This window comes from Streptomyces sp. NPDC043853 (assembly GCF_056436025.1).
Genome location: NZ_JBWKDJ010000007.1, coordinates 84,350 through 109,335 on the forward strand (window position 1 = coordinate 84,350; position 24,986 = coordinate 109,335).

At 72.9% G+C, this 24,986-nt stretch carries 26 protein-coding genes; 13 read left to right on the forward strand and 13 right to left on the reverse strand.

The window, feature by feature from the left end; translation table 11 throughout:
- Positions 1-120: 120 nt before the first annotated feature.
- Positions 121-624: a hypothetical protein gene (locus AC067U_RS19590; protein ID WP_478830991.1), complete on the reverse strand. Its 504-nt coding sequence runs from the start codon at positions 622-624 to the stop codon at positions 121-123.
- 289 nt (positions 625-913) lie between these two features.
- On the opposite strand from AC067U_RS19590, the gene AC067U_RS19595 reads away from it, so the two are divergent.
- Positions 914-1,237, forward strand: a complete 324-nt coding sequence (locus AC067U_RS19595) for a hypothetical protein (protein ID WP_478830992.1) — start codon at positions 914-916, stop codon at positions 1,235-1,237.
- Between the two features lie 47 nt (positions 1,238-1,284).
- On the opposite strand, the gene AC067U_RS19600 is transcribed toward AC067U_RS19595, so the two are convergent.
- Positions 1,285-1,554, reverse strand: a complete 270-nt coding sequence (locus AC067U_RS19600) for a YybH family protein (RefSeq protein ID WP_478830993.1) — start codon at positions 1,552-1,554, stop codon at positions 1,285-1,287.
- On the opposite strand from AC067U_RS19600, the gene AC067U_RS19605 reads away from it, so the two are divergent.
- From AC067U_RS19605 to AC067U_RS19625, 5 genes are all read left to right on the forward strand, one after another.
- Positions 1,538-1,825 carry a winged helix-turn-helix transcriptional regulator gene (locus AC067U_RS19605; RefSeq protein ID WP_478830994.1) on the forward strand — a complete coding sequence of 96 codons (288 nt, stop codon included), beginning with the start codon at positions 1,538-1,540 and terminating at the stop codon, positions 1,823-1,825. The two genes, AC067U_RS19600 and AC067U_RS19605, sit on opposite strands and share 17 nt — an antisense overlap.
- 319 nt (positions 1,826-2,144) lie before the next feature.
- Positions 2,145-2,696: a hypothetical protein gene (locus AC067U_RS19610; RefSeq protein ID WP_478830995.1), complete on the forward strand. Its 552-nt coding sequence runs from the start codon at positions 2,145-2,147 to the stop codon at positions 2,694-2,696.
- 301 nt (positions 2,697-2,997) lie between these two features.
- On the forward strand, positions 2,998-3,477 hold the full coding sequence (locus AC067U_RS19615) for an effector-associated constant component EACC1 (RefSeq protein WP_478830996.1): 480 nt from the start codon (positions 2,998-3,000) through the stop codon (positions 3,475-3,477).
- A gap of 62 nt (positions 3,478-3,539) precedes the next feature.
- Positions 3,540-7,931 (forward strand): caspase, EACC1-associated type, encoded by a 4,392-nt coding sequence (locus AC067U_RS19620; protein WP_478830997.1) that lies wholly within the window; start codon positions 3,540-3,542, stop codon positions 7,929-7,931.
- Positions 7,932-8,151: 220 nt separating this feature from the next.
- Positions 8,152-8,673 carry a hypothetical protein gene (locus AC067U_RS19625; RefSeq protein ID WP_478830998.1) on the forward strand — a complete coding sequence of 174 codons (522 nt, stop codon included), beginning with the start codon at positions 8,152-8,154 and terminating at the stop codon, positions 8,671-8,673.
- A 90-nt stretch (positions 8,674-8,763) separates the two neighbouring features.
- On the opposite strand, the gene AC067U_RS19630 is transcribed toward AC067U_RS19625, so the two are convergent.
- From AC067U_RS19630 to AC067U_RS19640, 3 genes are all read right to left on the reverse strand, one after another.
- The gene (locus tag AC067U_RS19630; protein ID WP_478830999.1) at positions 8,764-9,624 is read right to left on the reverse strand and encodes a glycosyltransferase family 2 protein; all 861 of its coding nucleotides are present in this window, start codon (positions 9,622-9,624) and stop codon (positions 8,764-8,766) included.
- A 65-nt stretch (positions 9,625-9,689) separates the two neighbouring features.
- Positions 9,690-10,430 carry a hypothetical protein gene (locus tag AC067U_RS19635; protein WP_478831000.1) on the reverse strand — a complete coding sequence of 247 codons (741 nt, stop codon included), beginning with the start codon at positions 10,428-10,430 and terminating at the stop codon, positions 9,690-9,692.
- A complete protein-coding gene (locus tag AC067U_RS19640) occupies positions 10,427-11,059 on the reverse strand; it encodes a 2OG-Fe(II) oxygenase (RefSeq protein WP_478831001.1) in 633 nt (210 codons plus the stop codon). Before AC067U_RS19640 ends, AC067U_RS19635 begins: the two co-directional genes overlap by 4 nt.
- 283 nt (positions 11,060-11,342) lie before the next feature.
- Between AC067U_RS19640 and AC067U_RS19645 the strand changes: the two genes are divergently transcribed.
- Both AC067U_RS19645 and AC067U_RS19650 read left to right on the forward strand, forming a co-directional pair.
- Positions 11,343-11,627, forward strand: coding sequence for a hypothetical protein (locus tag AC067U_RS19645; protein ID WP_478831002.1), 285 nt, complete (start codon positions 11,343-11,345; stop codon positions 11,625-11,627).
- Entirely contained in the window at positions 11,624-12,217 is a 594-nt protein-coding gene (locus tag AC067U_RS19650; RefSeq protein ID WP_478831003.1) for a hypothetical protein, read from the forward strand. Before AC067U_RS19645 ends, AC067U_RS19650 begins: the two co-directional genes overlap by 4 nt.
- A 164-nt stretch (positions 12,218-12,381) precedes the next feature.
- Here AC067U_RS19650 and AC067U_RS19655 read toward each other — a convergent pair whose 3' ends face one another.
- The 4 genes from AC067U_RS19655 to AC067U_RS19670 all read right to left on the reverse strand — a co-directional run bounded on the left by AC067U_RS19655 (position 12,382) and on the right by AC067U_RS19670 (position 17,278).
- A complete protein-coding gene (locus AC067U_RS19655) occupies positions 12,382-12,939 on the reverse strand; it encodes a GNAT family N-acetyltransferase (RefSeq protein ID WP_478831004.1) in 558 nt (185 codons plus the stop codon).
- Between the two features lie 811 nt (positions 12,940-13,750).
- The gene (locus AC067U_RS19660; RefSeq protein ID WP_478831005.1) at positions 13,751-15,226 is read right to left on the reverse strand and encodes a chloride channel protein; all 1,476 of its coding nucleotides are present in this window, start codon (positions 15,224-15,226) and stop codon (positions 13,751-13,753) included.
- Between the two features lie 317 nt (positions 15,227-15,543).
- The gene (locus AC067U_RS19665; RefSeq protein WP_478831006.1) at positions 15,544-16,125 is read right to left on the reverse strand and encodes a potassium channel family protein; all 582 of its coding nucleotides are present in this window, start codon (positions 16,123-16,125) and stop codon (positions 15,544-15,546) included.
- 178 nt (positions 16,126-16,303) lie between these two features.
- Positions 16,304-17,278: a helix-turn-helix transcriptional regulator gene (locus AC067U_RS19670; protein WP_478831007.1), complete on the reverse strand. Its 975-nt coding sequence runs from the start codon at positions 17,276-17,278 to the stop codon at positions 16,304-16,306.
- Positions 17,279-17,421: 143 nt separating this feature from the next.
- Here AC067U_RS19670 and AC067U_RS19675 point away from each other — a divergent pair, with 143 nt between their 5' ends.
- Positions 17,422-17,823, forward strand: coding sequence for a RidA family protein (locus tag AC067U_RS19675; protein ID WP_478831008.1), 402 nt, complete (start codon positions 17,422-17,424; stop codon positions 17,821-17,823).
- Positions 17,824-18,140: 317 nt separating this feature from the next.
- Positions 18,141-18,971, forward strand: coding sequence for a peptidoglycan recognition protein family protein (locus AC067U_RS19680; RefSeq protein WP_478831009.1), 831 nt, complete (start codon positions 18,141-18,143; stop codon positions 18,969-18,971).
- 72 nt (positions 18,972-19,043) lie between these two features.
- Here the strand turns inward: AC067U_RS19680 and AC067U_RS19685 are convergent, their stop codons facing one another.
- The 3 genes from AC067U_RS19685 to AC067U_RS19695 all read right to left on the reverse strand — a co-directional run bounded on the left by AC067U_RS19685 (position 19,044) and on the right by AC067U_RS19695 (position 21,627).
- Positions 19,044-19,676, reverse strand: coding sequence for an ADP-ribosylglycohydrolase family protein (locus AC067U_RS19685; RefSeq protein WP_478831318.1), 633 nt, complete (start codon positions 19,674-19,676; stop codon positions 19,044-19,046).
- A 110-nt stretch (positions 19,677-19,786) separates the two neighbouring features.
- The gene (locus tag AC067U_RS19690; RefSeq protein ID WP_478831010.1) at positions 19,787-20,479 is read right to left on the reverse strand and encodes a response regulator transcription factor; all 693 of its coding nucleotides are present in this window, start codon (positions 20,477-20,479) and stop codon (positions 19,787-19,789) included.
- On the reverse strand, positions 20,470-21,627 hold the full coding sequence (locus AC067U_RS19695; RefSeq protein ID WP_478831011.1) for a sensor histidine kinase: 1,158 nt from the start codon (positions 21,625-21,627) through the stop codon (positions 20,470-20,472). Before AC067U_RS19695 ends, AC067U_RS19690 begins: the two co-directional genes overlap by 10 nt.
- A 231-nt stretch (positions 21,628-21,858) precedes the next feature.
- Here AC067U_RS19695 and AC067U_RS19700 point away from each other — a divergent pair, with 231 nt between their 5' ends.
- On the forward strand, positions 21,859-23,097 hold the full coding sequence (locus tag AC067U_RS19700; RefSeq protein ID WP_478831012.1) for a serine hydrolase domain-containing protein: 1,239 nt from the start codon (positions 21,859-21,861) through the stop codon (positions 23,095-23,097).
- Between the two features lie 110 nt (positions 23,098-23,207).
- Here AC067U_RS19700 and AC067U_RS19705 read toward each other — a convergent pair whose 3' ends face one another.
- Positions 23,208-23,984, reverse strand: coding sequence for a DUF6308 family protein (locus tag AC067U_RS19705; RefSeq protein ID WP_478831013.1), 777 nt, complete (start codon positions 23,982-23,984; stop codon positions 23,208-23,210).
- Positions 23,985-24,250: 266 nt separating this feature from the next.
- On the opposite strand from AC067U_RS19705, the gene AC067U_RS19710 reads away from it, so the two are divergent.
- On the forward strand, positions 24,251-24,565 hold the full coding sequence (locus AC067U_RS19710) for an ArsR/SmtB family transcription factor (protein ID WP_478831014.1): 315 nt from the start codon (positions 24,251-24,253) through the stop codon (positions 24,563-24,565).
- The gene (locus tag AC067U_RS19715) at positions 24,562-24,972 is read left to right on the forward strand and encodes an SRPBCC family protein (RefSeq protein WP_478831015.1); all 411 of its coding nucleotides are present in this window, start codon (positions 24,562-24,564) and stop codon (positions 24,970-24,972) included. Before AC067U_RS19710 ends, AC067U_RS19715 begins: the two co-directional genes overlap by 4 nt.
- The last annotated feature ends 14 nt before the right edge of the window (positions 24,973-24,986 follow it).

Consider the following 24,986-nt stretch of genomic DNA (forward strand, 5'->3'; position numbering starts at 1 on the left):
GTGCGGTCGGGAGCCTGTCGAACACGTCGGCGGCGATCCCGGCCCGCTCGGCCCGCTCGGCCCGCTCGACTGCTCGGCCCGCTCGACGCCTTCCCGTCCGGCGCGGGTGGCGGACGGCCGTCAGGGCTGTTTGGTCAGGAGCATCTCATCGCACTCGTCGGGGTCCCCCAGCACGTTGTGCAGCCTGGGCTGTTGCCGGGTGCCGGTGACGCGCAACGGTATGCCCGTGCTCCGCCCGTCCCGCAGTTCGAGCTTCACATGGACCTCCATCCAGTCCGTGTCGAACGGATCCCGCTCCAGCCGCCAGGTGCCCTTTCCGGTTGTCGGGAGCGTGGGGTAGGTGTCGATGTTGCCGACCGAGTCGTACTCGGGGTGGTCCATCCAGTCGGCGACCGCGAGGGTTCCGTCCTCCGACAGAGTCAGCTCGCCCTTCGGGTGACCGGCGTAGGTACCGACCACATCGGCCGCGGCCACCTCCTTCAACGGTCTGCCCTCGCAGCCCAGATAGACCTCGGACAGGGCGCACGAGGTCAGGCCCGCCCCCGTCACCAGGGAGAAGGCCAGCGGCAGAGCCCACCTGCGGCTCCGGCCGAAGGCCGCCGTCGCGAACGGAAGACGTGACATCCCTTGCCCCCTCGTCATCGCGGTCCTGACCGGTCCGGTCGACATCGCCATGGATTGAACGCGTTCAACATAGCGGACGGCGCGGCCGTTCCTGCGGTCGGTGCAGCCCATGGCGCCGTCACTGGCGCCGTCACCAACAACTTGAACGCGTTCAAGTGATGTGTCAGCATGACTGCCGAAGGCTGCGGACCGACCTGAATCCGGCCCCGCCGCCGACACCACAGCCGCCGGCGGGACATCGGTGTCCGTCTGGATCCGACGCTGCGCAGGCAGGTAGGGAGGGCATGACATGATCCTTTGGATTCCGATGCTGCTCGCTGCGCTGGCTCTCGTCATTGCGGCGCCCATCGCCGCTGCCTGGGCCACCACCGAGCTGACCCGCCGACTTCCCGGAGCCGCCCGGATCGGCCTCACCGTGCTCGCGGTGGCCGTGTCCTCGTGGTGGTTGCTGGTTCCCTCTCTCCTGTGGGCGGCGTTCGGGGCCCTGCTGTCATGGGCCGCCGTCGTCCTGCTGGTCGTCGACGCACACGAACACCGACGGGCCCGCCACCTCGTCATGACCCCCGCCCGGCACCAGGCGCAGGCCCATGGACCCTCGGCTCCGACCGAATGATGCGGGCGGTGCCGTCCGGCGCCTGCGAGCGTGTGCCCCGTTCCGGGTCAGGCGGGCGCGGTGCCGTACGGGTTGTCGATGACGTAGCGCCACAGACCGTCCGGACCGCGCCGGGCGACGTCCGTCGCGGTCCCGGAGAGGTGGACGGCCGCGCCGTCCGGTCCGGTGCCCTCGATGCTCCAGTCCACGATCAGCAGTGCGAGCTCACCCGCCGTGGACACGTGGCGGGGGTTCACTTCGATCGGCAGCCCCAGCCCGAGGAACTCCGCGGTGGCGGTGTCCGGGCGCTGGACCACACTCGTGCTGAGGGAACTCATGGGCGGGCCGCTGTCGTTCGGAGCGTTGTCGGCCCGGCTCCCCGACATCAGCCCGAAGGTGCTCACCGAACGGCTGCGGTCGCTCGAGGGTGAGGGCCTCGCCTCCCGGGAACGGCTGCCCGGCTTTCCCGTACGCACCCGCTACGGTCTGACCGCGGCCGGCGCGGCCTTGCGGCCCCTGCTCGTCGAGCTGTACCGGACCGGGGTGGCGCTGGCAGCGACGGGGGCGGAGGCGGAGCAGCTCGGGAAGGTGCGCGACCCCGCACCCTGAGCGCCGGACCGGGCAGCCCCGGCACAGGGCATCCCGCACGTACCGGATCCGGATCGGCCGAACCGCAGTGACGCGTTCGTGATCGTTTTCCGTACAACCACCTGGCCTCGGCACGGGTCGATCAGGTCATGTCCTCTTCTCAACTCCTCGCCGAACGGGACGCGTCCGCGATCCTCGGCCCCGGCCGCCCGGCCGTCGGGCGGGATCGCAGTGACAGCCGCCCACGTCTCCGGCGGCCGCGCGCCCCCTCCTCTTCGATCCGCTGCACCCCCCTGAATCAGCCACGCCCCTGCTCGGGCACCCCGCGGAGAGGATTCGCATGAGTCACTACCAGCCGTCTTCCGGCTCCGGGTACCCCTATCCCCAGCAGCCGCATCCGCAGCCGCAGCCCGCCGGCATGCCCACGGGAAAGAAGATCGGCATCGGCTGCGGCGGTTGCCTGGGCCTGCTGCTCCTGCTCGCCGCGTGCGGCGCGGTCATCGGCGGGGACACGGACCCGAAGAAGGCACCGAAGCCGACCGTGTCCGTCGGGGCCACCGCCACGGCGACCACGCAAACGCCGAGCGGTTCCCCTTCGCCGGAAGAGACCCGGGAGAAGCGCTCGCAGTCCCCGGCGCCTCGTCTCTCCACCCAGGCCCCCCGTCCGAAGTCGACACCGACACCGACCCGGACCCCGACCCGAACCCCGGCCCCGACCCGCGAGAGCGGAACGAGCGGGGGCAGCGGAGGAAGCGGGGGCGGCAGCGTCGGGACCGTGAACCCGGGCTCGTACTGCTCGCCGGAAGGCGCGACCGGCCGCACGAAGGCCGGGACGCTGATGCGCTGCAAGAAGAAGCCGGGCGAGACCCGGGCCCGCTGGCGCGCGGCGTGACCGGGGCGAGGAAGCGGTCCGCCGGGGCGGGAATCACCGGCGGACCACCTTGTTCCGGAGAACCGGCTTCGCCGTGCCCCGTCCGGGGTGCCGACCGGGCCTGAGGTCGTGTCGGGCGTTGCCGCGTCGGTGGAGCCGGTGGCGGAAGAGGCCGGGGCCCTCGATCCCCTGCCGCCCGGGGTGATCATGGCGGGAATGCGTCGGCAGTGGCCGCCGGTGGCGGTCAATCGGCGCTACGGGGGCGGTAGTTGGCCGTTACGATCCGAGGAGTGGGATGCGGTGAACAGGAATGGGGGCCTGCGTGCGCGTCGTCATCACGGTCGGGAACAGGAGTACGGGCGGTGACGCCGGTGCGTTGCCCGAGCTCCGCCGGTATTTGTCGGAGGAGCCGGAGCTTCGCGGTCGCGTACGGCGGCACCGGGACGAGCCGCTGCCCTCCGACGCCATGGGTCCGGGCACCGACGCGCTGATCGCCGTCCTCGCGCCGGGTGGTGTCGTCGCCGTCCTCGCGGGCGCCGTGGTGGCCTGGGTGCAGGGCCGCCGGGGCGACCAGAGCGTCACCATCAGCCGGGCCGACGGTACGGAGGTCACCGTCTCGACCACCCGCGTGCGCGGTCTCGACGCCCGTCAGAGCGCGGACCTGGCCAGGGAGTTGGCGATGCTGCTCGGGGCGCCGCCGACCGCCGCGGCACCCGAGCCCCCCACCGGTGCCGCAGCCCAGGGCGCCCCGCCCGCGGACGGTGGGGACGAGGGGCCCGCGCCGACGCCCCGCCTGCCGTGAGCGGCCCGGTGCCCGGCGCCGAGCCGGCGCAGTCACCGCCGCCGGCCACCGAAGCGGTTCACGTGCAGGACGATGCCGTGCCGCCGTCCGCGCCGGGCTCCGGTCTCGGCGCCGCCGGGACGCACGCCGTACTGATCGGCACCGGGCGGCACGTCTCCGGCTCACGGCTGCCGGACCTGCCCGGGGTCACCACCACGCTGGACGACCTCGCCGCCGCCCTGCGCGACGTCTGCGGCATCACCGACCCCGGCCGGATCCACCGGGTCCCCGACGACGCGGAGGCCGACGCGGTGATCGCCGCGGTCGAGCGCGCCGTCGCCGAGGCCACCGGGCCCGTCCTCCTGTACTACGTCGGTCACGGCCTGCTGGGCCCCCGCAACGCCCTCTACCTCGCCACCCACGCCACCACGGACGAGGACCGGATCGCCGGCGCGGTGCCCTACCGGACCGTGCGCGACCTGCTCAGTGACGCGGTGGGCGGCAGCATCGTCGTGCTCGACTGCTGCTTCTCGGGCCGCGCCGCCCTGCCGTCCGCCGGCTCCGCCGCGCAGGCGTGGGAGCATTTCGCCTCCGCCCGCCCCGACGGCAGCCTGCTGCTCACCTCGGCCTCCGGCTACGACCTGTCGTTCGCCCCGCCGGGCTCGCGGCACACTCTCTTCAGCGGGCACGTGCTGGACCTGCTGACCACGGGCGACCCGGCCGGGCCGCTGTGGCACACGACGGACAGCCTGTACGCCGCCCTGGAACGCCGTTTCCGCGACGGGCCGGTACGGCCCCGGCGCCAGGGCGAGGGCACCCTGGGGTCCCTCCCCGTCGCCCGCAACCGGGCCTACCGCACGGGCTCGGGCACGGCGCCGGTCCTGCCTCCCGCCGACGTGCCCTGCCCGTACCCGGGCATGGAAGCCTTCAGAGCGGCCGAGAGCCGTCACTTCTTCGGCCGGGAGGCGCTCACGGAACGCCTCGTCGACATGGTCTGCGCACCGTCCCTGACCACCCCCGTCGTCCTCGTGGGCGCATCCGGTGTCGGCAAGTCCTCGATCCTGCGGGCCGGACTGCTCGCCGGACTGCCCGCCGGACTCGAACAGCGCCGCCGGGCCGCCGGCACCTCGGCGGCGGACCCCGACGCCGGGCCGCTCCCCCGCCCCTGGCCGGCCCTGCTGCTCACCGCCCCCGGCCCCCGGCCGGTCCGCTCCCTCGCCGAGCTGTGGGCCCGCGCGACCGGCCGCGACACGGACACCGTCCACACCGCCATCGCGGCCCCGGGCGGGGTCCTGCCCCCGGCGCTGCCCGGGCGCGAGCCGTGCGGCCTGCTCGTCGTGGACCAGTTCGAGGAGGTCTTCACGCGGTGCGAGGACCCGGGCGAACGGACGAGGTTCATCGAACTCCTCGCCGGCGGACCGCGCACCGTACTGGGGCTGCGTGCCGACCTGTACGGCAGCTGCCTGGCGCACCCGGTCCTCGTCCGGGCCCTGAAGGACAACCAGCTGACGGTGCCGCCGATGACGGGTGACGAACTGCGTGCCGTGATCGAACGGCCCGCGCGGGCCGTCGGCCTGTCCCTGGAGGCCGGGCTCACCGACCGCCTCCTGCGCGACCTGCGCGGCGGGCCCGACGCCGAGAGCGCGCTGCCCTTCCTGGCGCACGCCCTGCGCGAGACCTGGCTCGCCCGCAGCGGCGCCACCCTCACCCTGGCCGGGTACGAGGGCACCGGCGGTATCTGGCACTCCGTCACCACGACCACCGAGTCGCTCTATGGCCAACTCGCTCCCGAAGAACGTGAGTTGTTACGGGATCTCCTGATGCAGCTGGTCCACCTCACACCCGCGGGCGCGGACGGTGACGCGGTCGTACGGCGCCGTGTCGGCCGGGACGGCCTCCTGTACGGTTTCACGCCCCGGCAACGGGACTCCGCCGCCGCCCTGCGCGACCGGCTCACCGCCGCCCGCCTGATCACCGTCGACCGCGACGGGGTGCAGATCGCGCACGAGGCCCTGCTGCGTGCCTGGCCCCGACTGCGCGGCTGGATCGAGGAGGACCGCGAGGGGCTCGTCGTCCGCCAGCGCTTGACGGAATCCGCCGAGGCCTGGGCCGCGGCCGACCGCCACCCTGACTTCCACCTGCGGGGCGGCCGGCTGAACGAGGCGTACTCCCTGATCCGCGAGGAACGGCTGCGGCACCGCCGGCTCCCGCGCCTGGACGAGGAGTTCCTCACGGCCAGCCGCCGCGCGGAGCTGGCCGAGCGGCAACGCGAGACCCGCCGCACCCGGCGTCTGCAGGCCGCACTCGCAGGCGTCGCGGTCGGCCTGTGCCTGGCGATCGTGGCAGCGGGCCTGGCCTTCCAGCAGCGCGCGGAGGCCGACGAGCAGCGGCGGCGGGCCATCCACCAGGCGCTCGTGGAGCGCGTCGCCGGCCTGCGTGACGAACAGCCCCTGATCGCACTCAAGCTGGCCCTGGCAGCGGAGCGGATCGATCCGACGTCGGGATCCCGGGCGGCCGTCGTCGACACCCTCGTCCGCACGGACGCCCTCGCGAGCAGCATCGACACCGGAGCGAAGGACGACTACGGGGTCCTGGATCCGGGGGGCACCCTGGAGGCGGCCGTCGACGCTCAGGGCGGCGTCGCCCTGTGGCGCATCGACGAAAAGGCCACCCGCACCCGCCTCGGCGTACGCCTGACGGCAGGCTGCGAACTGAACACCTACGAAGGGCTCGTCTTCAGCCGGGACGGCCGCATGCTCGCCGGGACCTGCCCGCAGGGCACGGTCGTGCTGTGGCGCATCGCGTCCCTCCCGACCGACGGCACGATGGCGCCTGCCGCGACCCTCCGTGTCCCCGGCCTGACGGCAGGCGCCGAAGGCGTGGCCTTCAGCTCCGACGGCACCGTCCTGGCCGCCTCCGGTCAGGAGGCTCACGGGCGCGGGGGTGCCATTGCCCTGTGGAACATCGAAAACCTCGCCGCGCCCCGTCAGTTGGGGGCGGTGAGCAATGTGTACGACAGCTCGGCCGTCCTCTTCAGTCCCGACGGGAAGACGCTCCTCAGCCACACCGGCCTGACCACCGGCACCGAGGAACCCAAGGACCGCCATTCACTGACCACCTCGCCCGGTACCACGCTCTGGGACATCAGCGACACTTCCGCACCGCGCGCCCTCACCCGGCTGCCGAACACCGGCACGCGCCGGGCCTTCAGCCCGGACGGCCGGCGGCTCGTCACCACGACCGGCAACGAGGTCCAGGTCTGGGACCTGCGCGACCCGGCCAAGCCGACGGAGATCGCCCGATGGCCGGCGCACCGCGCCAACGTGAGCACACTGAGGTTCAGCGAAGACGGCTCGCGCCTGCTCACAGCGGGCTACGAATCCGACAAGGACCTGGCGCTGTACAACATGACGGCGCTGCCCAAGGTGGAGGAGCGGGCGAGGTTCGCCGGACACACCAGCGGGGTTGTCGACGCCGCGTTCACCTCCCACTACAACGCCGTGGTCTCGGTGGGCCGGGACGGCCGCGTCATACGGTGGGACCTGGAGAATTGGGGACGGCCCGTCGCCGCCGCCAGCGTGGTCGAGGGTGGGTCCGCGATCACCGCCGCGGCGTTCACCGCGGACGGACGGATGCTCGCCACCGGCGGGTACGGCCAGGACGTCACACTGTGGGACATGGCCGAGCCCCGCCGGCCGAAGAAGCTGGCGGTCGTGCCCGGGGACCGCTTTGTCTGGGGCGTCGCCTTCAGCCGGGACGGCCGAACGCTGGCCATCGGATACGTACGGGCGGGTGTGCGCCTCTACGACCTGCAGGATCCGGCCCATCCCAAGGAGGCCCCGGACTCCGGGGAAGGCCGGGCCCTGGCCACGGCCCTCACGTTCTCCACCGACAACGCGATCGCCCCCGATGGCGGCCTGCTGGCGTTGGGAGGGCCGATGCAGGTCGTACTGCGCCGGCGGGCCGACAGCGGGAAGGGCGTGGCCCTGCCGGAGGGCAAGGGCACGCCCCGCTTCTCGCCCGACGGCCGCACCCTGGCCACGCTCGACTACGACGCGGACCTGATCCTCTGGGACGTCAGGAATCCCGACGAACCCGGGCGGCTCGCCCGTCTGCCGAAGACCGAGGACGACATCCACTCCGTCGCCTACCACCCGGCGGGGGCGCTGGTGGCGGGCCTCCAACGAAGCGGCGAGGTCAACGTGTGGGACGTCGGCGACCCGACCCGGCCGCACCAGGCCACCTTGCTCACGACCCACAGCGATGAAGTCCGCGCCATCACGTTCCGTCCCGACGGACGCTACGCGGTCACCGCCGGCTCCGACGGCCGGGCCATCCTGTGGGACTTGGGCCGCCTCCCGCGCATCGTCGCGGATCCCACGGGAATGGCCTGCGCGGCAGCGGGGGGCGGGTTCACGCCCGAGGAGTGGAAGAAGTTCGTCCCCGACCTTCCGTTCGAGAAGACCTGCGCCTGAGCCGCCGTCACACGAACGGCTCGATGTTCCCGTAGCGGGGCCGGTGTCGGCCTCGTGGTGGCCGCCGGTGATGCGGATCCGGCATGCGAGTGAGAATCCCGCTCCTCCGGGCCCGTCGACACGACACGCGTTCGGCCGGTTGGACAGCCTGGACCGCAGCGTGGACCACAGCCTGCGGGAGCCTGCTCACCCGGCCCCCGCCTCACCGATGGGAGTCCCCATGCGCGGTCATCTCACGCGCGGCGCCACGAAACTCTGCCTCGTCCTGGCCCTGCTGGGCCTGGCCGTCACCCCGACCACCGCCGCGGCGCAGCCCTCACAAGCCCTCTACCGGCAGACCGTCGTGCTGCCCCTCACCGGCACCTTCAGAACCTTCGGCACGGAGCCGATCGACGTCACCGGCAGCATCCGCGTCAGCGTCGTTACCCGGGCCGAGCCGGACGGCGGCGGCACCGCCCGGGTGAGCAGCACTCTGCTCCGCACCACCGGTACCGGCCAGGCCAGCGGCGACACCTACCGCTTCGTCGGCAGCGACCACGACGTGGTCGCCTATCCGCCGGGCCCCATCACCCCGCTGACCTTCCACCCCACCTTCTTCAACATCTTTCCGCCGGACCCCATCATCCCGATCCTCCCGCCCCACCCCATCCGGCCGGTCATCGTCGGCGTGACGCTCGCACCGGGCGGTGCCATCACCGGCATCACCGCACAGGTCGACCCCGGGTCGGTCGACAGCCCCTGAGACCGGGGGGCCGAGCCGCACAGGCCGGCCCCGCCCCCGCGCAGAACAGGTGCCGGGCCGTCACCAGCGGCCCGGCACCGGGCCCGGGCGTCACCTCCAGTCGCCGAACCTCTCGAAGTACGCCTCCACGGAGCGCACGCCGGTCGCGTCGAGCCCGGCCCGCTGCGCTTCCCAGTCGCCGGCGAAGGCCTCGACCAGCACCTCGGCGGCCCTCGGCGTACCGATCACCTTGCGCAGGCACTCCTCGCGGCGCGAACCGTCGAAGTGGACGAGCGCGACCCTCGCCACGTTGTACGCGCGGCTCGTGGGGCTCAGCCGGTACGGCGGGTACGGGCGGAAGCGGTGTGCCAGCCGCGCCTCCGGGACGGCCAGCACGTCGACCCCGGCGCGCCAGGCCCGAAGGCTGAAGTCCACGTCCTCCAGGCCGAGTTCACGGAAGGCGCCGAAGCCGCCCAACCGGTCGAAGGTCGCCCGGCGCACCGCGAGGCAGCCGCCCGGTGCGAGGGGCACGGGGTAAGGGGCGGCTCCGTCGGGCTCCGGAGGCAGCCAGCGCACCCGGAGGTGGGCGTCGATCAGCCGCGCACCGCAGCCCGCCGCCGTGCCGCCGGCTTCGCACACGGCGGGCGCGAGGACGGCGTCGGGCGCGGCGTCCAGCGCGGCCCGCAGGCGGGCCAGGCAGTTCCGCTCCAGTCGGCAGTGCGCGTCGAGGAACACCAGGTGTCTGCCGCGGGCGAGCCGGGCGCCGGCGTTGCGGGCCGCCGCGACCCCGCTGCGCGGGATGCGGCGTACCACGACCCCGCGGGCCCGCCACTCCGCCCGCTCCAGCACGGTGCAGCTGCCGTCGGTGCCGCCGTCGTCGACGACGATCGTCTCGTCCGCGATGACGGATCCGGCGAACACGGACTCCAGGGTCGCGTGCAGCTCCGCGCCCTCGTCCAGCGTGGAGACCACCAGCGAGACCGTTGACGCCCGTGTTCCGCGCCGCACGGGACCGGCCGGGGGCGCCGTACCGCTGTTCATTGCACCGGGGGCCCGGGAGTGCCCGGCGGGACGCCCGCGGGGGGCAGCGTGGCGACCATGTCGATCAGGCCGGGCAGGAGGGCCGCGTGCCTGAGCGAGTCCTGCAGGTAGGCGGTGAGTCCGGCGGTGAGCGTGAAGTGGTAGGAGCCCAGCCGGTCGAGCTCCGTACCGTCCAGGCTGAGCGCCAGCAGGTCGCCGACCCGCAGTCGGGCCAGGCCCAGCGCGTCGAGGACCTTCTGTGGCGGGGCGGAGAACTCCTGGTAGTCCGCGAAGTCGGTGGACGACCGGAAGTCCGCCTCGGCGAAGCCGGCTTGCCCGAGGGCGCGCTCCAGTGCCCGGTCGCCCTCGCGCACCAGATAGCCGGCCGACGGTACGTCCGCCTCGCGCAGGTATTCGAGCAGCTGCTTCGTCATGGCGCCGACGAGGCCGATGTTGGTGGCGTTCCTCCGGTCGGTGAGGACCGGCGTGAGGTGGGCCCGGTCCTCGCTTCCGATCATGGCGATGCCCACCGCCTCGATGCTCTGCGACCCGATGCCCCTGGGCGGCCACGGCCGCTCCGTCACGGCCAGCGCCAGGACGAGGCCGCGCCCGGACAGCAGGGGTTCCAGTACCTCGGTGAAGAGGTGGGGGTAGCGGTTGCGGCGGCAGAACGTCGCGAGCGCGGTCCGCGTCTCGAGGTCGACGTCGCCGGACACGCTCAACCGGACCGACTCGTTGGCGGAATGGTGGTGGGTCATCGCGGGCCTCCGAGAGCGGGCGAGTCTGCACTGGACATCCATCCGGCGACCGCGTAACGCGTGCCGTCCAGCACGGTCGCCACCTCGTGCATCAGCGAGGCCCGGAACAGCAGCAGCATCCCCGGCTCCGGCACGACGACCACCCGCCGGTCACGCAGGCGGGGGTCGGTCTCGTAGACGGTGAGCGCGCCGCCGTCGAACGTCGGCAGGTCCCCGGCCCCGGTGGCGCGGCGGCCGTTGAGGTAGAGCAGCAGCGACCAGCGGTGGGCGGCGAGCCTTGGCGGATCGTCCTTGTGGTTGGCGACGTCGCGGTGCGCGCGGAAGTAGCTGCCCTTCTCGTACGACATGAAGTAGGGGCCGTAGAGGAAGTCCGCGTCCGAGTCGAACGCCGTGCGGTGGTCGTCGAAGTAGGACGCCATGCGTTCGCCGATGCGCCGTTTGTGGTCTTCGGGGAAGTGGTGGTCGAAGCAGAGGCGCAGTGATGCGTCCAGGACCGATTCGCCCGCTCGGACGACCTGGGCGGGCTCGCGGGGCGACTCGTCCATGGCCCGGATGACGTCGGCGCACTCGGCGGCCGACAGGAAGCCGGGGGCCGACGCCACGTTCTGCGTCCTGAACTGGGGTCGCATGTCCTGACGCCTCCCGGTCGGGTACGTCTCGCTGGGGGTGGATCCAGACTCCTGCAGGCGGGCCTCGCGCACCGGGACCGGCACGCCGGACTAGCCCGCGCGGCGGAACGCCGGGCGGCGGAACGCCGGGCGGCGCTCGCGCGCGGATGCACCGGGACGGATCTCCGGAATCCGGGGACAGGCAGAGGGGTATGGCGTGCCGTCCAGGGGGTGCGGCAGTGGGGGCGGGCACCGGCGTCAAGGAAATCTTGACAAGTCGGCCGCGTCAAGGTTTCCTTGACGTATGTTGATCTTGAGTTCGAAGAACCGGCACCGGGACCTCTTTCCCGCCACGCCGTCCATGGCCGCCATGCTGCCGCTCGCCGTGAGCCTGCCGGCCCTGACGGTGATGTTCGGCGACCGGCTCGGCACCTACGCCACCATCGCCCTGATCGTCGTCGGCCTCGTGCTCATCGCCTGCACGGCCGGCCTGGCCTCCCGGGCGGCGGCCCGTGACTCGGCCGAGCGGGCGCGCCGCGACGAGGACGTCCTCGACACCCTCGAACCCCTTGCCGGACTGCGGCGATGAACGACCAACCACTGCTCCACCCCGTGGAGATGGACCGGATCCGGGAAGGGATCGCGACGGCCGTCCTCGGCGCCCCCGAGGGCCTGGCCGACTCGCTCGAACACGACCCCCACGGGTACCTGCGCCTGCTGGACGCCTCGCGCGTCGGCGCCGAGGAGGCGAGCCGGCTGCTGCGCGAGGCCGTCCAGGGCGCCAGGTCCGCAGGCCACAGCTGGGACACGGTGGGCCGCGTCCTGGGTGTCAGCCGCCAGGCCGCCCAGCAGCGGTTCTCGGGCAAGGCCGCGGCCTCGGGCCCGTCGGCACCCCCCGCCGAGGGACCGAACGCCCCGAAGCGCCGCACCCTCGGCGGCTTGACCGCGTTCAACGAGATGGCGGCCCTGGAGGAGGCCGGCCGCGACGGCTGGCACGTGGTCGGCTACGGCCCCTTCTTCCACGAGGTGGAGGCTTCCGGCCACCCGTGGGAGCACTGCCGGGTCACGCTCCCCTCCAGCGCACGGCACCGGCGGATGGAATCGGAGGGCTGGATCCCGGTCGGCGCGGGATGGTTCCCCTGGCGGTACTACAAGCGGCCCGCGAACCCGGGCACCTGAGGATCTTTCAGGAAGGCTTGCTCCGGGGCGTGTTGCCCGTACGGGCGAGGGCGTTGCGGGCGAGGGCGTTGCGGGCGAAGGCGTTGCGGGCATGGGCCCCGGCCTGTCCCGCGCCACGGTCCCGCCCGGTTGACCGCCCGACCGGCCGCCGTTGACGGCTGCTGTCAGCGCAGGGCGAGCAGCATCACGTCGTGGAGGTCCGCGCCCGTCCCCCAGGGCCGCGCCTCGCCGATCTTGCGGTAGCCCCACGCCCGGTAGGCGGCCGACGCCGCCTTGCCGTCCGGGTGGACGTTCAACAGCACCCGCTCGGCCTCGATGCCGTCGAGCAGCGTCCGGTGCAGACGCCGGGCGATGCCCTGCCCGCGCCACGGTCGGCGCACGGCCAGTTCCATCAGCCCGAAGGTGCGGTGTCCGTCCTCCCGTCGCATGGCTTCGGGCACCGGCTCGGTCAGTTCGTCCCACCAGCCCGTGTCGGCGTCGAGCGGGAAGCCGTACGCCATGCCGACCGGCTCGCCGTCCGCCGTACGGGCCAAGGCGGCGCGGAAGCAGTGCTTGCGGACCTGGGAGGGGAAGCGGCGGAAGGCCGCGGCGACGTCGTCCTCGGTCTCGTTGTGCGGAGGCTCGGCGAACACTTCGGCATAGATCAGCCTGAACGCCTCCTCGGCCCGTGCCGCGGCCGGCCCGTCCATGCCCTCTGTCGCGATGGTCCCCTGCTGCGCCATGTGCTGCCCCCTCGGACGGTTTCGCGGATGCGCCCGCCACATTCGCGGGCCGCGCCACTCTCACTCCGGACCACGGCTCTCTGCAACTCCCGGGTCCCATCGGGCGACGGCGGACCGTTCTCCCCCGTCCAGCCGAGGTGGACCGGCCTGCCTCCCCCATGCGGGGGAGGCAGGCCGGTCCCGGTGACCGACGCGCCCGGAGGGCGGTTCGGTCAGAGTTTTCCCGGGCGGGACGCGGTGGGCGTGCCGGACGAGAACGGGACCTCGGGGGGAAGACATGACGACTGCCACGGCTACGGCGGCGGTACGGCGCGGGTGGCGGCAGGATTGGCCGGGCCATGCGGCGGCCGCGGCGGCGATCGCCTACGCGGCACCGCATTTCTGGTGGGGTGCCGGAATCGGCGCGACCTTCCCCGGGGACTTCGCCTCCGCGCCGCACGGCACCTGGGAAGCCGCGATCGGCTACTGGGTGATGGGCATCGTCGCGGTGGCGGGTGCCGCCGTCGCGCTCGCCCTGGTCCGGCCCTGGGGCCGCCGGCTCCCGCGCCGTACGCTGTGCGCCGTGTCCCTGACCGCCTCGGTCGGTATGACCCTGTGGGGCTTCACCTACTTCGCGCTGCAGTACCTGCTCGCCGCCGGCCGGGTCGTCTCGGCCCCCGCGTTCGCCGCCAAGGACGCCCACCCGCAGGCCGCCTGGGGCCTCTTCTGGTACGGCCTCTTCGTCCTGTGGGGCCTCATGCTCGGCCTGGCCGCCCGGAACAGGCTGCGCGAGGACCAGGGTGTCGTATCGGAACCACCGTCGAACTGCGCTTCAGCCGCTTCGACGGCCCTGGGCTGCCCCTGCTTCGGGCGGTGCGGCGGGGAGGCGGGCGAGCCTGAGCGTGCCGACGTAGGCGACCACCACGGCGACGATCACCAGCGGCATCACGGTCAGACCCTCCGCGCCGAGCAGCAGGGTGGCCAGCATCACGGCGGTCATCGGCAGTTTCAGCATCGCCACGGTCATCGCGCCCAGCCCGATGGCGAATCCGGCGGTGGTTCCCAGGCCGGGCAGGTGGGAGAGGGCGAGGCCGCCGGCCGCGCCCGTGAACACCGCGGGGAAGACCGGACCGCCGCGGAAGGCGCTCATCGAGGCGCAGTAGGCGAGTGACTTGCACACCAGCAGGACCACCAGGGCGGCCGCCGTGTAGTTCGCGCTGTCCGCCAGCAGCGGGCCGAGTCCGTCTTGGCCGGAGAACAGCACCCCGGTGGCCGGCCGGTCGGTGATCACCGCGTACAGCAGCGCGATCACGCCGATGACGACGCCCATCAGGACGGTGAGCGGCAGCCGGTGGCGGTCGACCAGGCCCTGCAGGGCGAGCGCGGAACGGCGGATCGCCTCCCCGAGGAGTGCGGCGATGACGCCCGCGACGATCGCCCAGGCGAACTCGCCGAGCGTGGGACGCCCGGCGGGCGGCACATGGGTCAACGTCAGTGAGAAGGTGCCCAGACCGGTCCAGCTGCCGAGGCCGGTGAAGATCAGCGACCCGACGCCCGCGGAGAGCAGGCCGGGCACCAGGACCACGCCCATCATCGGCCCGCCCAGCCCGGTCGCCTCCATCAGCAGGAAGGCGCCGACCAGCGGGGAGCCCAGCAGTTCGCTGATGGCCGCGAAACTGCCGGCCGCGCCGATCACGGCGACGGAGCCGGGCGCGGCGTCGCGTTTGAGCAGTCTGGCCGCACCGACGGCGAGCCCGCCGCCGAGCGCGATCAGCGGGGCCTCCGGGCCGAGGACGGCACCCAGGCTGAGCGTGGCGAGCGCGGCGAGCGCCACACCCGGCACCACCGCGAACGAGAGGGGGCCGCCGGCCTTGAGCCCTTCGGCCGGCTTGTGGCCGCCGCCACCGGGCAGGTACCGGATCGTCAGGGCCACCAGTACGCCGGCGACCGCGAGCGGTCCGATCGCCCACCAGTCGGGAGTGCCGTGGAAGCCGAGGCTCTTGGGCAGGTCGTCGTAGACGAGCGACTGGAGTTCGGAGACCAGCGCGAGGAAGCCGAACGCGGCGGCCGAGATCGGCACGCCGAGCAGCGCCGAGATCACCAGGACGGAGAGGTATCCGCGGGTGCGGACGATCGCCAGCGGATCCGGCGGCGACACTGCGGGCGCCTCGGGAGCGCCGGGAGTGCCGGGAGTGCCGTGGGTGCCGGGGGTATCCGGGGTGCCGTGGGTGCCGGGGGTATCCGGGGTGCCGGGAGTGCCGGCAGTGCCGGGGGGCTCCTCGGGCTCGGTGGGCGGTCCGGCGGGCATGCGCATCGTCTCCTCTGAAGTCCGGCCCGACCGGGTGACCGGGCCCGAACGCCGGGAGCCGACCTGCCCGGAGGGTGTCGGCCACCGGTCGGCCCTCCTGCCTGGTCGGCCGACTGCCTGCCTGGCCGGCCGACTGCCTGGCCGGTCTGCCGACTGCCTGGCCGGTCGGCAGACCGGCATCCCCGGCCCGGGGCCGGTGCACATCCGTCCTGCGCATCATCGCGGGCGCAGACGGTTCCGTACTGCTGCGGCACGCTCAGACCCGTGATCCGTGGTTGCCGGTGGGCGCCGGTAGCGCCCGGGCACCCGCGCCGGGCTCACTGCGCCCCGCCCCCGTTCGGGGCGGTCGCCGTGGCGTTCCTGCGCTCCCGGCCGCGGTGGGCCGCACCCGCGATGACCTTGATGACCAGGCCGAACACGCCCAGGTCGGCAAGCATCTGCACGGTGACCACCAGCCGTGCCACCTCGGACTTGGCCGTGATGTCGCCGAACCCGACGGTGGAGAACACGGTGACGGTGAAGTAGAGCCCGGTGGAGTGGGAAAGGTGCCTGCCAAAGCTCACGGGAGACTGCGCGGCCATGGCGACGTAGGCGGCCGCGAACAGCAACAGGAAGAACGGGATGCTGACGGCCAGCGCCTCGAAGGCCCGTAGCCCCGGGTAACGGGAGCGGAGGATGAAGCGGACCTGGACGGCGATCAGGACGACGAATCCCACCAGCCCGCTGAGCAGCATGGCGACGGCGGAACCCGTCGAGGAGTGGTCCAGCGGCCCCACGTAATAGAGGGTCACCAGCGCGGCCACCGAGCCGAGCACGCGCAGCGCGGTCCAGAGGATCCGGCCGAACGGGCGCCCGGCCGCCGGCTGGTCCCGGGGCACCCCGCCGGTGTCCGCGGTCATGACGTCCTCCCCAGCGATTCCGCCAGCCGATTCCGCCAGCCGATCCTTCCAGCCGAACCGGTCGGCCTGCGGGAGGCTCACGTGACCTCCCGGGTGACGGGCGCTCGGGTGCGGCGGACTCCGCGGGGCCGGCCGGTGGTGCCTGTCGGCTTCGGCGGCCCGGAGCAGGCGGCGGCCGTCAGGAGGACGCTCCGTAGCACGTGGCGATCGCGGCGGCGCGGTGGTGCAGGGAGTCGCGCAGCGACTGCGGGGCCAGGACCTCCGCGCTCGTGGCGAGCTGCCACAGCGCCCATTCGGCGTGTCTCGGGTCCTGGAAGGTCACCTCCAGCCGCAGCCGGCCGTCGTCGTCGGCTTCTTCGGCGAGGACGGCCAGCGCGGTGCCCACCAGCTCCTCCCGCCGTGCCGGGTCCACCCTTACCAGTACGGCGACCTGGTCGCCGCCGGTCCTGAAACGCGTGCTGCGTTCCTGCCAGGCCCGGTCCAGATCCACCCGCTCCGGGCGCTGTGCCGGTTCGTCGAGTTCCTCGGCGGCGAGCACCCGGGAGAGACGGTAGGTGCGGTCCGAGCCGGACCTCGTGGCCAGCAGGTAGCCCTGGTCGCGGACGGTGACCAGGCCGATCGGGTCCACCGTGCGCCACTTCGGGGTCTGGTCCACAGCCGCGTAGTGGATGCGCAGTTTGTGTCCGGCGAGCACCGCGCGCCGGACCTCGGCCAGGATCGTCTCGGGTATCTCCTCGGCGACCGTGCGGCGCGAGAGCAGGTCGGTCTCCGGGTCGACGAGCAGTCGCTGCGCCGCGCCGGCCGCGTTGGTCCGCTGGTTCTCGGGCAGCGCGTCGACCACCTTGAGCATGGCCGAAGCGAGCGCCGAGCCCAGGCCGAACGCCTGCGCGCCGCGCCGTGATCCGACGACCAGCAGGGCGAGTGCCTCGTCGTGGTTCAGTCCGGTGAGTTCGGTCTGGAAGCCGGGCAGCAGCGCGAAACCGCCGTGTCGGCCGCGTTCGGCGTAGACCGGGACGCCGGCTGCGGACAGCGCCTCGATGTCGCGCAGCACGGTGCGGGTGGACACTTCCAGCTCGCGGGCCAGCGCGGCGGCGGACAGCCGCCCGTGCTGCCGCAGGAGCAGCACCAGCGATACCAAACGATCGGCGCGCATACGAGAACTGTAGGGGAATACACGACAGAGGATGTCGTGATTCCTTGCGAGGCTTGAGCAGCACCACACAGGACCACACAGCACCACACCACACCGCACCGCACCGCACCCCACGGATCCATCGCACACGAGAGGTGACCCGCATGGCACACGACTTCGTCAACCCGGACGGTCTGCACGATCCGGTCCCGTTCGGCTACAGCCACACCGCCGCCGTCCCCGCGGGGTCGGAACTGGTGCTGATCGCGGGTCAGTACGGATCGGGCCCGGACGGCGCGGTGGTCTCGGCCGACTTCGCCGAGCAGGTGAATCAGGCGTTCCGTAACGTCGGCGTCGCCCTCGCCGCCCATGGGCTCGACCTCAGCCACGTCGTGCAGCTCAGGACGTACGTGGTGAACCATGACCTCGCCAAGCTCGGCCCGATCGCCGGCGCCGTGCAGGAGGGCTGGGGTTCGAAGCCGCCCACGCAGACCCTCATCGGTGTCGCGAGCCTGGCTGCCCCTGATGTGCTGTTCGAGGTCGAGGCCCTCGCCGTGCGGCCCTGACCTGCCGCCCGGCCTTGATCGCCGCCCGGCGCCGACTCGCCACTGCCCACTGCCCGCGGCTCAGGATGCCGGGACGGCGGTCAGTCAGCGGGTGCGCCGGGCGCGGGAGGCGTTCAGGGCGGCTGCTCAGGGTTGGGACGGCCGTGGCCAGGCCCGATGCGCGGGTGTCACTCCCGTCGCGGCCCGCGCCGCAGGCGCCGTACGGCCGACTCGCCGTCCCCCAAAGGCTCAACGGACCGTACCCACGGAGCGCCTGCGTGTCTCGCGCGGCCCGGCCCCGTTCTATGGGTGTATCCCCCACCGGAACAGGCTGCTTCATGACGTCCACCCCACCCGCCCGGCTCTCCCGCCGGGCCCTGGTCTCCGCCGCGTTCGCACTCGGAGCCGCCACCGTCCTGCCCACCGCCGCCGCCTCCCGGGCCCGCGCCGCCACCGGCGCCGGGGCGTTCCGCGGCGGCGACGGATCCACCATCCCCGTGATCACCGACTGCGAAGGCTGGGGCGCCCGCGAGGCGTCCGAGTCCGTCGTGCTGCTCGCCGCACGCCCTGAGCGGATCATCGTCCACCACACGGCCACGGCCAACGTCACCGACTTCTCGCAGGACCGCGCCCACAAGCTGGCCCGTGCCATCCAGACCCACCACATGGACCTCCAGGGCTGGATCGACACCGGCCAGCACTTCACCATCAGCCGGGGTGCCTTCGTCATGGAGGGCCGCCACCAGAGCCTCGCCGCGCTGAACTCCGGGAACCGGCTGGTGCGGGCGGCCCATTGCGTCGGCCAGAACAACGTGGCCATCGGCATCGAGAACGAGGGCACCTACATGACGGAGGCGCCCCCGGAGGCGCAGTACGCCGCCCTCGCCGACCTGTGCGCCCATATCTGCCGCCAGTACGAGGTCCCCGCCTCCGAGATCTACGGGCACCGGGACTTCAACAGCACCGCCTGCCCCGGCGACACGCTCCACGCGATGCTGCCGCGGCTGCGCGAGGACGTGTCCCGCCGACTCGGGAACACCGAACCCGTCCCGCTGCCGCGCTGGCCCGTGAACCTGCCCCGCGACTGGCCCGTCGACCCGGCGGCCATGGCCGACTCCCTCTCGGAGTACCTCCCGGCGGGCCTGCTCGACCCCCTACTGACCCGTTAGGAGGCGGCCGAGGGAAGCCAACGGTCCGGTCCGACGGAACGACCGCCGGTGGGGTGATGAGCACGTCCCGGTTCAACCTGCCAGGCGGTGCGCGAGGCGGAGCAGATCCGCCAGGCGCAGCACGCGTCCGTCGGATCCCGGGAGGGGGACGTGGAGTGGCCGGGTCCAGCGGGCGGGGATCGCGTCCAGCCCGTAGTACGCCCCCGCGAGGCCTCCGGTCACCGCGGCGACGGTGTCCGTGTCACCGCCGAGGTCGATCGCCGCGCGGATCGCGTCCTCGAAGCCGGCGGTGGTGCGCAGGGCCCAGACGGCGGAGCCCAGGCAGGGCCAGACGGCACCGTTGAACTCGGTCGCCTGATCGGGGTGCCAGTCGGGCGCGAGGACCGTGGCGTAGCGCCCTCGGTGGTCGGGATGGACGTGGGCCAGGACGTCCGGGAGTGCGACGAGGGGGTCGGCGTCCTCGAAGGTGACGCGGATGAGCTCGTGGAAGATGGCGGTGCCTTCCCAGGCCGCGCGGTCGCCGTGGGTGAGGGCGGCGATGCGGCGGGCCGCGTCCATGGTGGCTTCCCGGCCGGCGGGAGCGAAGTGGACCGCGGAGGTCGTCGCCCGCCACGCTCCCGGGGGGCCGAACTCGAAGGGGCCGCCCAGGGCGTCGCCCACCGCCGAGCCGATGACCGCGCCGGCGGCCCGGTGCATCCGCTTCACTCCCTGCACTACCTGGACTCCCTGCACTCGCTGCCCCTCCAGCACTCGCCGCCCCTCCAGCACTCGCCGCCCCTTCTGCACTGCCTGCGCACCCATTCCCTGACGTATCGTCAAGGAGTTTCGCGCTCCGGGCGAACTGTGCGATCGCCGGGCTCGGTGCCGCCGTGGTGGCGGAGGTAGGCCAGGACGGCGCGGACGCGGCGGTGGCCGCTGTCCCCGGCCGACAGGCCGAGTTTGAGGAAGACGCCGCCGACGTGTTTGTGCACGGCGTTGTCGGTGATGAAGAGCCGCCGGCCGATGGCGGCGTTGTCGTGCCCTTCCGCCATCAGCGCCAGGACCTCGCGTTCGCGCGGAGTGAGGGCCTCGACGGGATCGGCGCGAACAGCCAGGAGCTGGGCGATGACCTCGGGGTCCATGGCGGTACCGCCGGCGGCCACGCGGCGCAGCGCGTCGGTGAACTCCGCGATACGGCTCACCCGGTCCTTGAGCAGATAGCCGATGCCGCCGCGGGTGTCGGAGAGGAGCCGACCGGCGTATTCCTGCTCGACGTACTGGGACAGGAGCAGGACGGGAAGACCGGGGTGGTCGCGGCGGGCCCGGAGGGCGGCCCGGATGCCTTCGTCGCGGAATGTCGGGGGCAACCGCACGTCGACGATGGTGACGTCCGGACGGTGGGTCTCGACGGCGGCGAGGAAGCCGGGGGCGTCATCCGTGATCGCGGCGACCTCGAAGCCCTGGGATTTCAGCAGGAGTTCGAGTCCGGAGGACAGCAGGACGTTGTCCTCGACGATGACTACGCGCACGGCAGCTCCACGGTGATCGCGGTCGGCCCGCCCGGCGGGCTGCTGATCGTCATGGTGCCGTCCAGGGCGGCGGCGCGGCGACGAATTCCGTTCAGGCCGCTGCCTCGGGACGCGTCCGCCCCGCCGGTCCCGTCGTCGGTGATCTCCACCGACAGCTTCGTGCCGTTGCGGACGACGCGGAACGCCGCCCCGGTGGCCCGGCTGTGCCGGGCGATGTTCGCCAGCGCCTCGGTGACGGCGAAATAGGCGACCGCTTCGACCGCGGCAGGGACTGCACCGAGCTCGCCTATGTCGATACGGGTCGGTACGCCGGCTCTGGTGGCCAGGGTGCCGAGCGCGCCGACGAGACCCTGGTCGGCGAGGACCGGAGGGTAGATGGTGCGGATGACGGAGCGCAGCTCGGTCATGGCCTCCTCGGTCTCGGCGCGGGCCTGCCCCACGAGCGCGGCCGCCGCATCGGGGTCCCGGGGAAGGGTCTCCCCGGCCACGGCGAGCCGGAGCGCGATGGCCACCAGCCGGGCCTGGGTGCCGTCGTGCAGGTCGCGTTCGATCCGGCGGAGTTCCGCGCCGTGCGCCTGCAGGACGTCCGCGCGCGTCCGGGTGAGCTCGGTGACGCGCGCGGCCAGTCGTTCCGCGGGAGACGGCGCCAGGACGGCCAGGCAGCACCGCGCGTGCACCCGGGCGAGCGGTGGCAGGGCGACGGCCGCCAGCACCGCGAGGAGCAGGAACTGCACGAGGTTGACCGTCAGCGCGGGGGCCCAGCCGTCGATACGTACGCCGAACAGCAGCAGCCGTGGCGGATCCGACGGGGGAAAGGCCCACCACCCCACGGTGACGACAAGGGTGAGGAGCAGGTTGCCCAGGCACAGCAGGGCGAGCGTGCCCGCGGGCAGGCCGGTGGCCACCTGGATCACGAACCATGCGAGGTCGCGGCGGAGGGCGCGCGGCCGCGGCTCCACCGGTCGGCCCAGCAGCGCGCCGGCGCGGCGTCGGTGGTGCTCCGCCCAGGAAGCCGCCGGCGACGGTATGCACAGCAGGGGCGCCGCGACGAGCGTCACCGTCGCGGTCATCAGGGTGCCGAGCAGGTAACGTCCGCTGCGCGCGGTCCGTAGCGACCACGCGCGTGCCTCGCCGATCACACCGTGCACGGGCTCGCCCTCCTCTGTCGTACGGACGGGGAACGGACCGGGAGTTGCCCGGAATCGGACCGGGACCAGCTCTGGAACGGACCGGGAGTTGCCCGGAAACGGATCAGAAACGGGCCTCGGACGCGTCACTGTACGGGCCGGACATACCTGCGGCACTACAGCCACCTGTAGGTTTCCAGCGGCCGCCCGCGGTAGCGACGCGCAACTCGACGCCTGCCTAGCGTGGGATTCATGAGACCCACGACCCCGGCCTCCGCGCCGCAGCACCGCCCGTCCCGGCAGCGTCACCGTAGGATCCGCCGAGGGTGGTCGGCCGTCGCGGCCGCCGCACTCTGCACGGTGGGCGTGGCCCTGGCCGTCCAGACCTCGGACGGCGCGGCCGCGACGTCCACGCCCGGCTACCGGCAGGACGACCTGCGCCTGGACACCGATGCCGTCCGGGCCCTGGGGGTCACCGGCGTCCAGGCGCGGGTGACCACCGCCTCCGGCCGGGATCTGGTCGCCGCCGCCGGTGTCGCCGTGGCGGGCACGAACCGCCCGGTGCCCCGCGACGGCTACTTCCGGATGGCCAGCACCGGCAAGGCACTCATGGCCACGGTGATCCTGCAGCTGGTCGACGAGGGCAAGCTGTCACTGGGCGACACGGTGGACCGTCGGCTGCCCGGTGTGATCGCCGGCAACGGCAACGACGGCCGGAAGATCACGGTGCGTCAACTCCTGCAGAACACCAGCGGCCTCCACGACGACCTGCCCGGCTTCGACACCGCGCAGCAGTACTACCAGCACCGTTACGACACCTACACCCCCGAGCAGATCGTCGCCCGGGCGATGAGTCACCCCCCGGACTTCCCGCCCGGCACCGGCTGGAGCTACTCCAACACCGGCTACGTCGTCCTCGGCATGATCGTCGAGAAGGTCGTCGGCCGGCCGTGGCAGGAGGAGGTCGAGAGCCGGATCCTGAAACCGCTCGGCATGCACCACACCTATCTGCCGGGCACCACGTCCACCCTCCGTCCCCCGCACGCCCACGGCTACCAGGTCTTCGGCTCCGGTGAACGGACCGACGTCACCGAACAGATCGTCCCCGACCTCGGCGGCTACGTCTCCACCACGGCGGACGTCAACCGCTTCTTCCGGGGACTGCTGGGCGGCGAGCTGCTGTCCGCGGCGCGCACCGCCGAGATGAAGGACACCATCCCGGTCGACAAGCGGTTCGAGACGTTCTGGCCCGGTGGACGCTACGGCCTCGGATTGGTCAACCGCCCCCTGACCTGTGGCGGCGGCTACTGGAGCCACGAAGGCGGCGAAGCCGGCTACATCACCCTGAACGGCGCCACCGACGACGGCAGCCGCACCGTCACCGTCTCCATGTCCACCAGCTTCAACGACCTCGACACAACGCTCCGGCAGCACAAGGCCGCCAGTGACCTCGTCGCCCGCGCGCTGTGCGACACCCCCACCAGCAGATGAGGGCAAGCAGCCTGCCCGGGTCGTGCGTGCCGGCTCCGGACCACCGCAAGCCGCTCCCCCGCAGCGGCACCGGCCGGCACGGGCGGTCGTTCCGCGCGCACCGTCGTACGTCAGGCCTCGCCCTGCGCCTCCCCTTGCGCCTTGCCCTGGGCCTTGCCGTGCGCCTCCCCCTGGGCCTTGTGCTGGGCCTCCCCCTGGGCCTTGCGCTGGGTCTCGCCGTGCGCCTCCCCCTGGTGCATCCAGGCGATGACGTCCAGCACGCGCAGGACGCCGATGTCCTCGCCGATCCCGGCCTTGGTCCGGAGCATTTCCAGATGCCGGCGGAAAGCCCCTCCGTCCGCCCGGAGTGCGGCTGCCACCGAGGCCCAGAAGGCGTGGTCGCTCTTCGGACGCCGGAACAGCGTCTTGACGCGGGCGTCGTAGACGGGGATCAGGTGCGGACGCTTGCGGGCCATGAGTTTGCCCGCGACGACGGGTCCCACACCGTCCGGACCGGACGGGTACTTTCCGCCCGGGTTCACCAGCCGCTCCCACAGCTCCCAGGCCGGCCCGCCCTCCGCGACCAGCGGATCGCTGGCCGGGTCCTCCAGCCGGGCGTCGCGGGGTAGGGCGGACAGCAGCCGGTGCCAGTGCCCTTCGGGGTCGGTCAGCAGCTCGATCGCGCCATGAGCGGCAACCGAGACGCTGAGCATGCCGATGGCGACCAGATCGGCCGCCTCGAACCTGTCCGCAGCCTCCGCACGGTCCCCGCCGCCTCCGAGCCGCTCGAAATGGGCGCCGGAGTAGTAGAGGTCGCCCCTGTGGCGCCGCTCGGTGAAGTAAGTCCGCAGCAGGCGGACCGACTCGTCGACGTCCCGGTAGACCTCGGGAACGTGGAGCTCCGTCACGTGCTGTCCCTCTCTCCCTGGTCGCGTGCAGCAGTTCGCCTTGCCTCGCCTTGCCTACCCGCGAACACCCGGCGCGACGCGGAGCCGGCCGCCCAAGCCTCGCCCTCCGGTCGCCCCACCTGTTGCTCAGACCCCCAGCCGGGCCGCCCTCTGCCGACGGCGCTCAGGCACCGGAGTCACTCCACCGGGCGACGATCCGGCCCGCGACCGAGCCGACACGTCGGAAATTCTTGACGCGTCGGAAATTGCCGACGCATACTGTGGTCATGCCTACCGACGTGTTCGGCGTACTGGCGAACCCGGTACGCCGCAGACTGCTCGAGAGCCTGCGCGAAGGGCCTCGCTCCACGGGCGAGCTGGCCGGGATGTTCGAGCTCGGGAGGCCGGCGGTCTCCGAGCACCTGGCGGTGCTCCGTACCGTCGGCCTCGTGCGCGAGGAGCCCCGCGGCCGGCACCGCTTCTACCACCTCCAACCGGCCCGGCTGGCCGAGGTGAGCGAGTGGCTGCATCCCTTCGAGCACTACTGGAAGCAGCGCCTGGACGCGCTGGCCGACGTTCTGGACGAGGAGAGCGAAAGATGACCGAGAGCAACACCATCACCTGCGAGAAGTTCCTGCCCCACCCCCCGGCTGCGGTGTGGAGGGCCCTCACGGACCCGGACCTCCACGCCCGCTGGTGGGCCGCCGGCGACGTGAAGCCCGTCGTCGGGCACCGCTTCACCCTCGACATGGGCGCCTTCGGCAGCCAGCCCTGCGAGGTGACCGAGGTGGAGGACCAGCGACTGCTGTCCTACCGCTTCGCCGAAGGCACGCTCGACACCACCATCACGTGGACGCTTCAGCCGGAAGGCTCGGGCACCCGCCTGTTCCTCACCCACGCCGGCTTCGACCTCGACTCCCCCATGGGCCGACAGGCGTACGACGGCATGGGCAAGGGCTGGCCCCACGTCCTGGACCGCCTCGAAGCCGTACTGGGCGAAACCGCCTGACCCCGGGGCGCCCC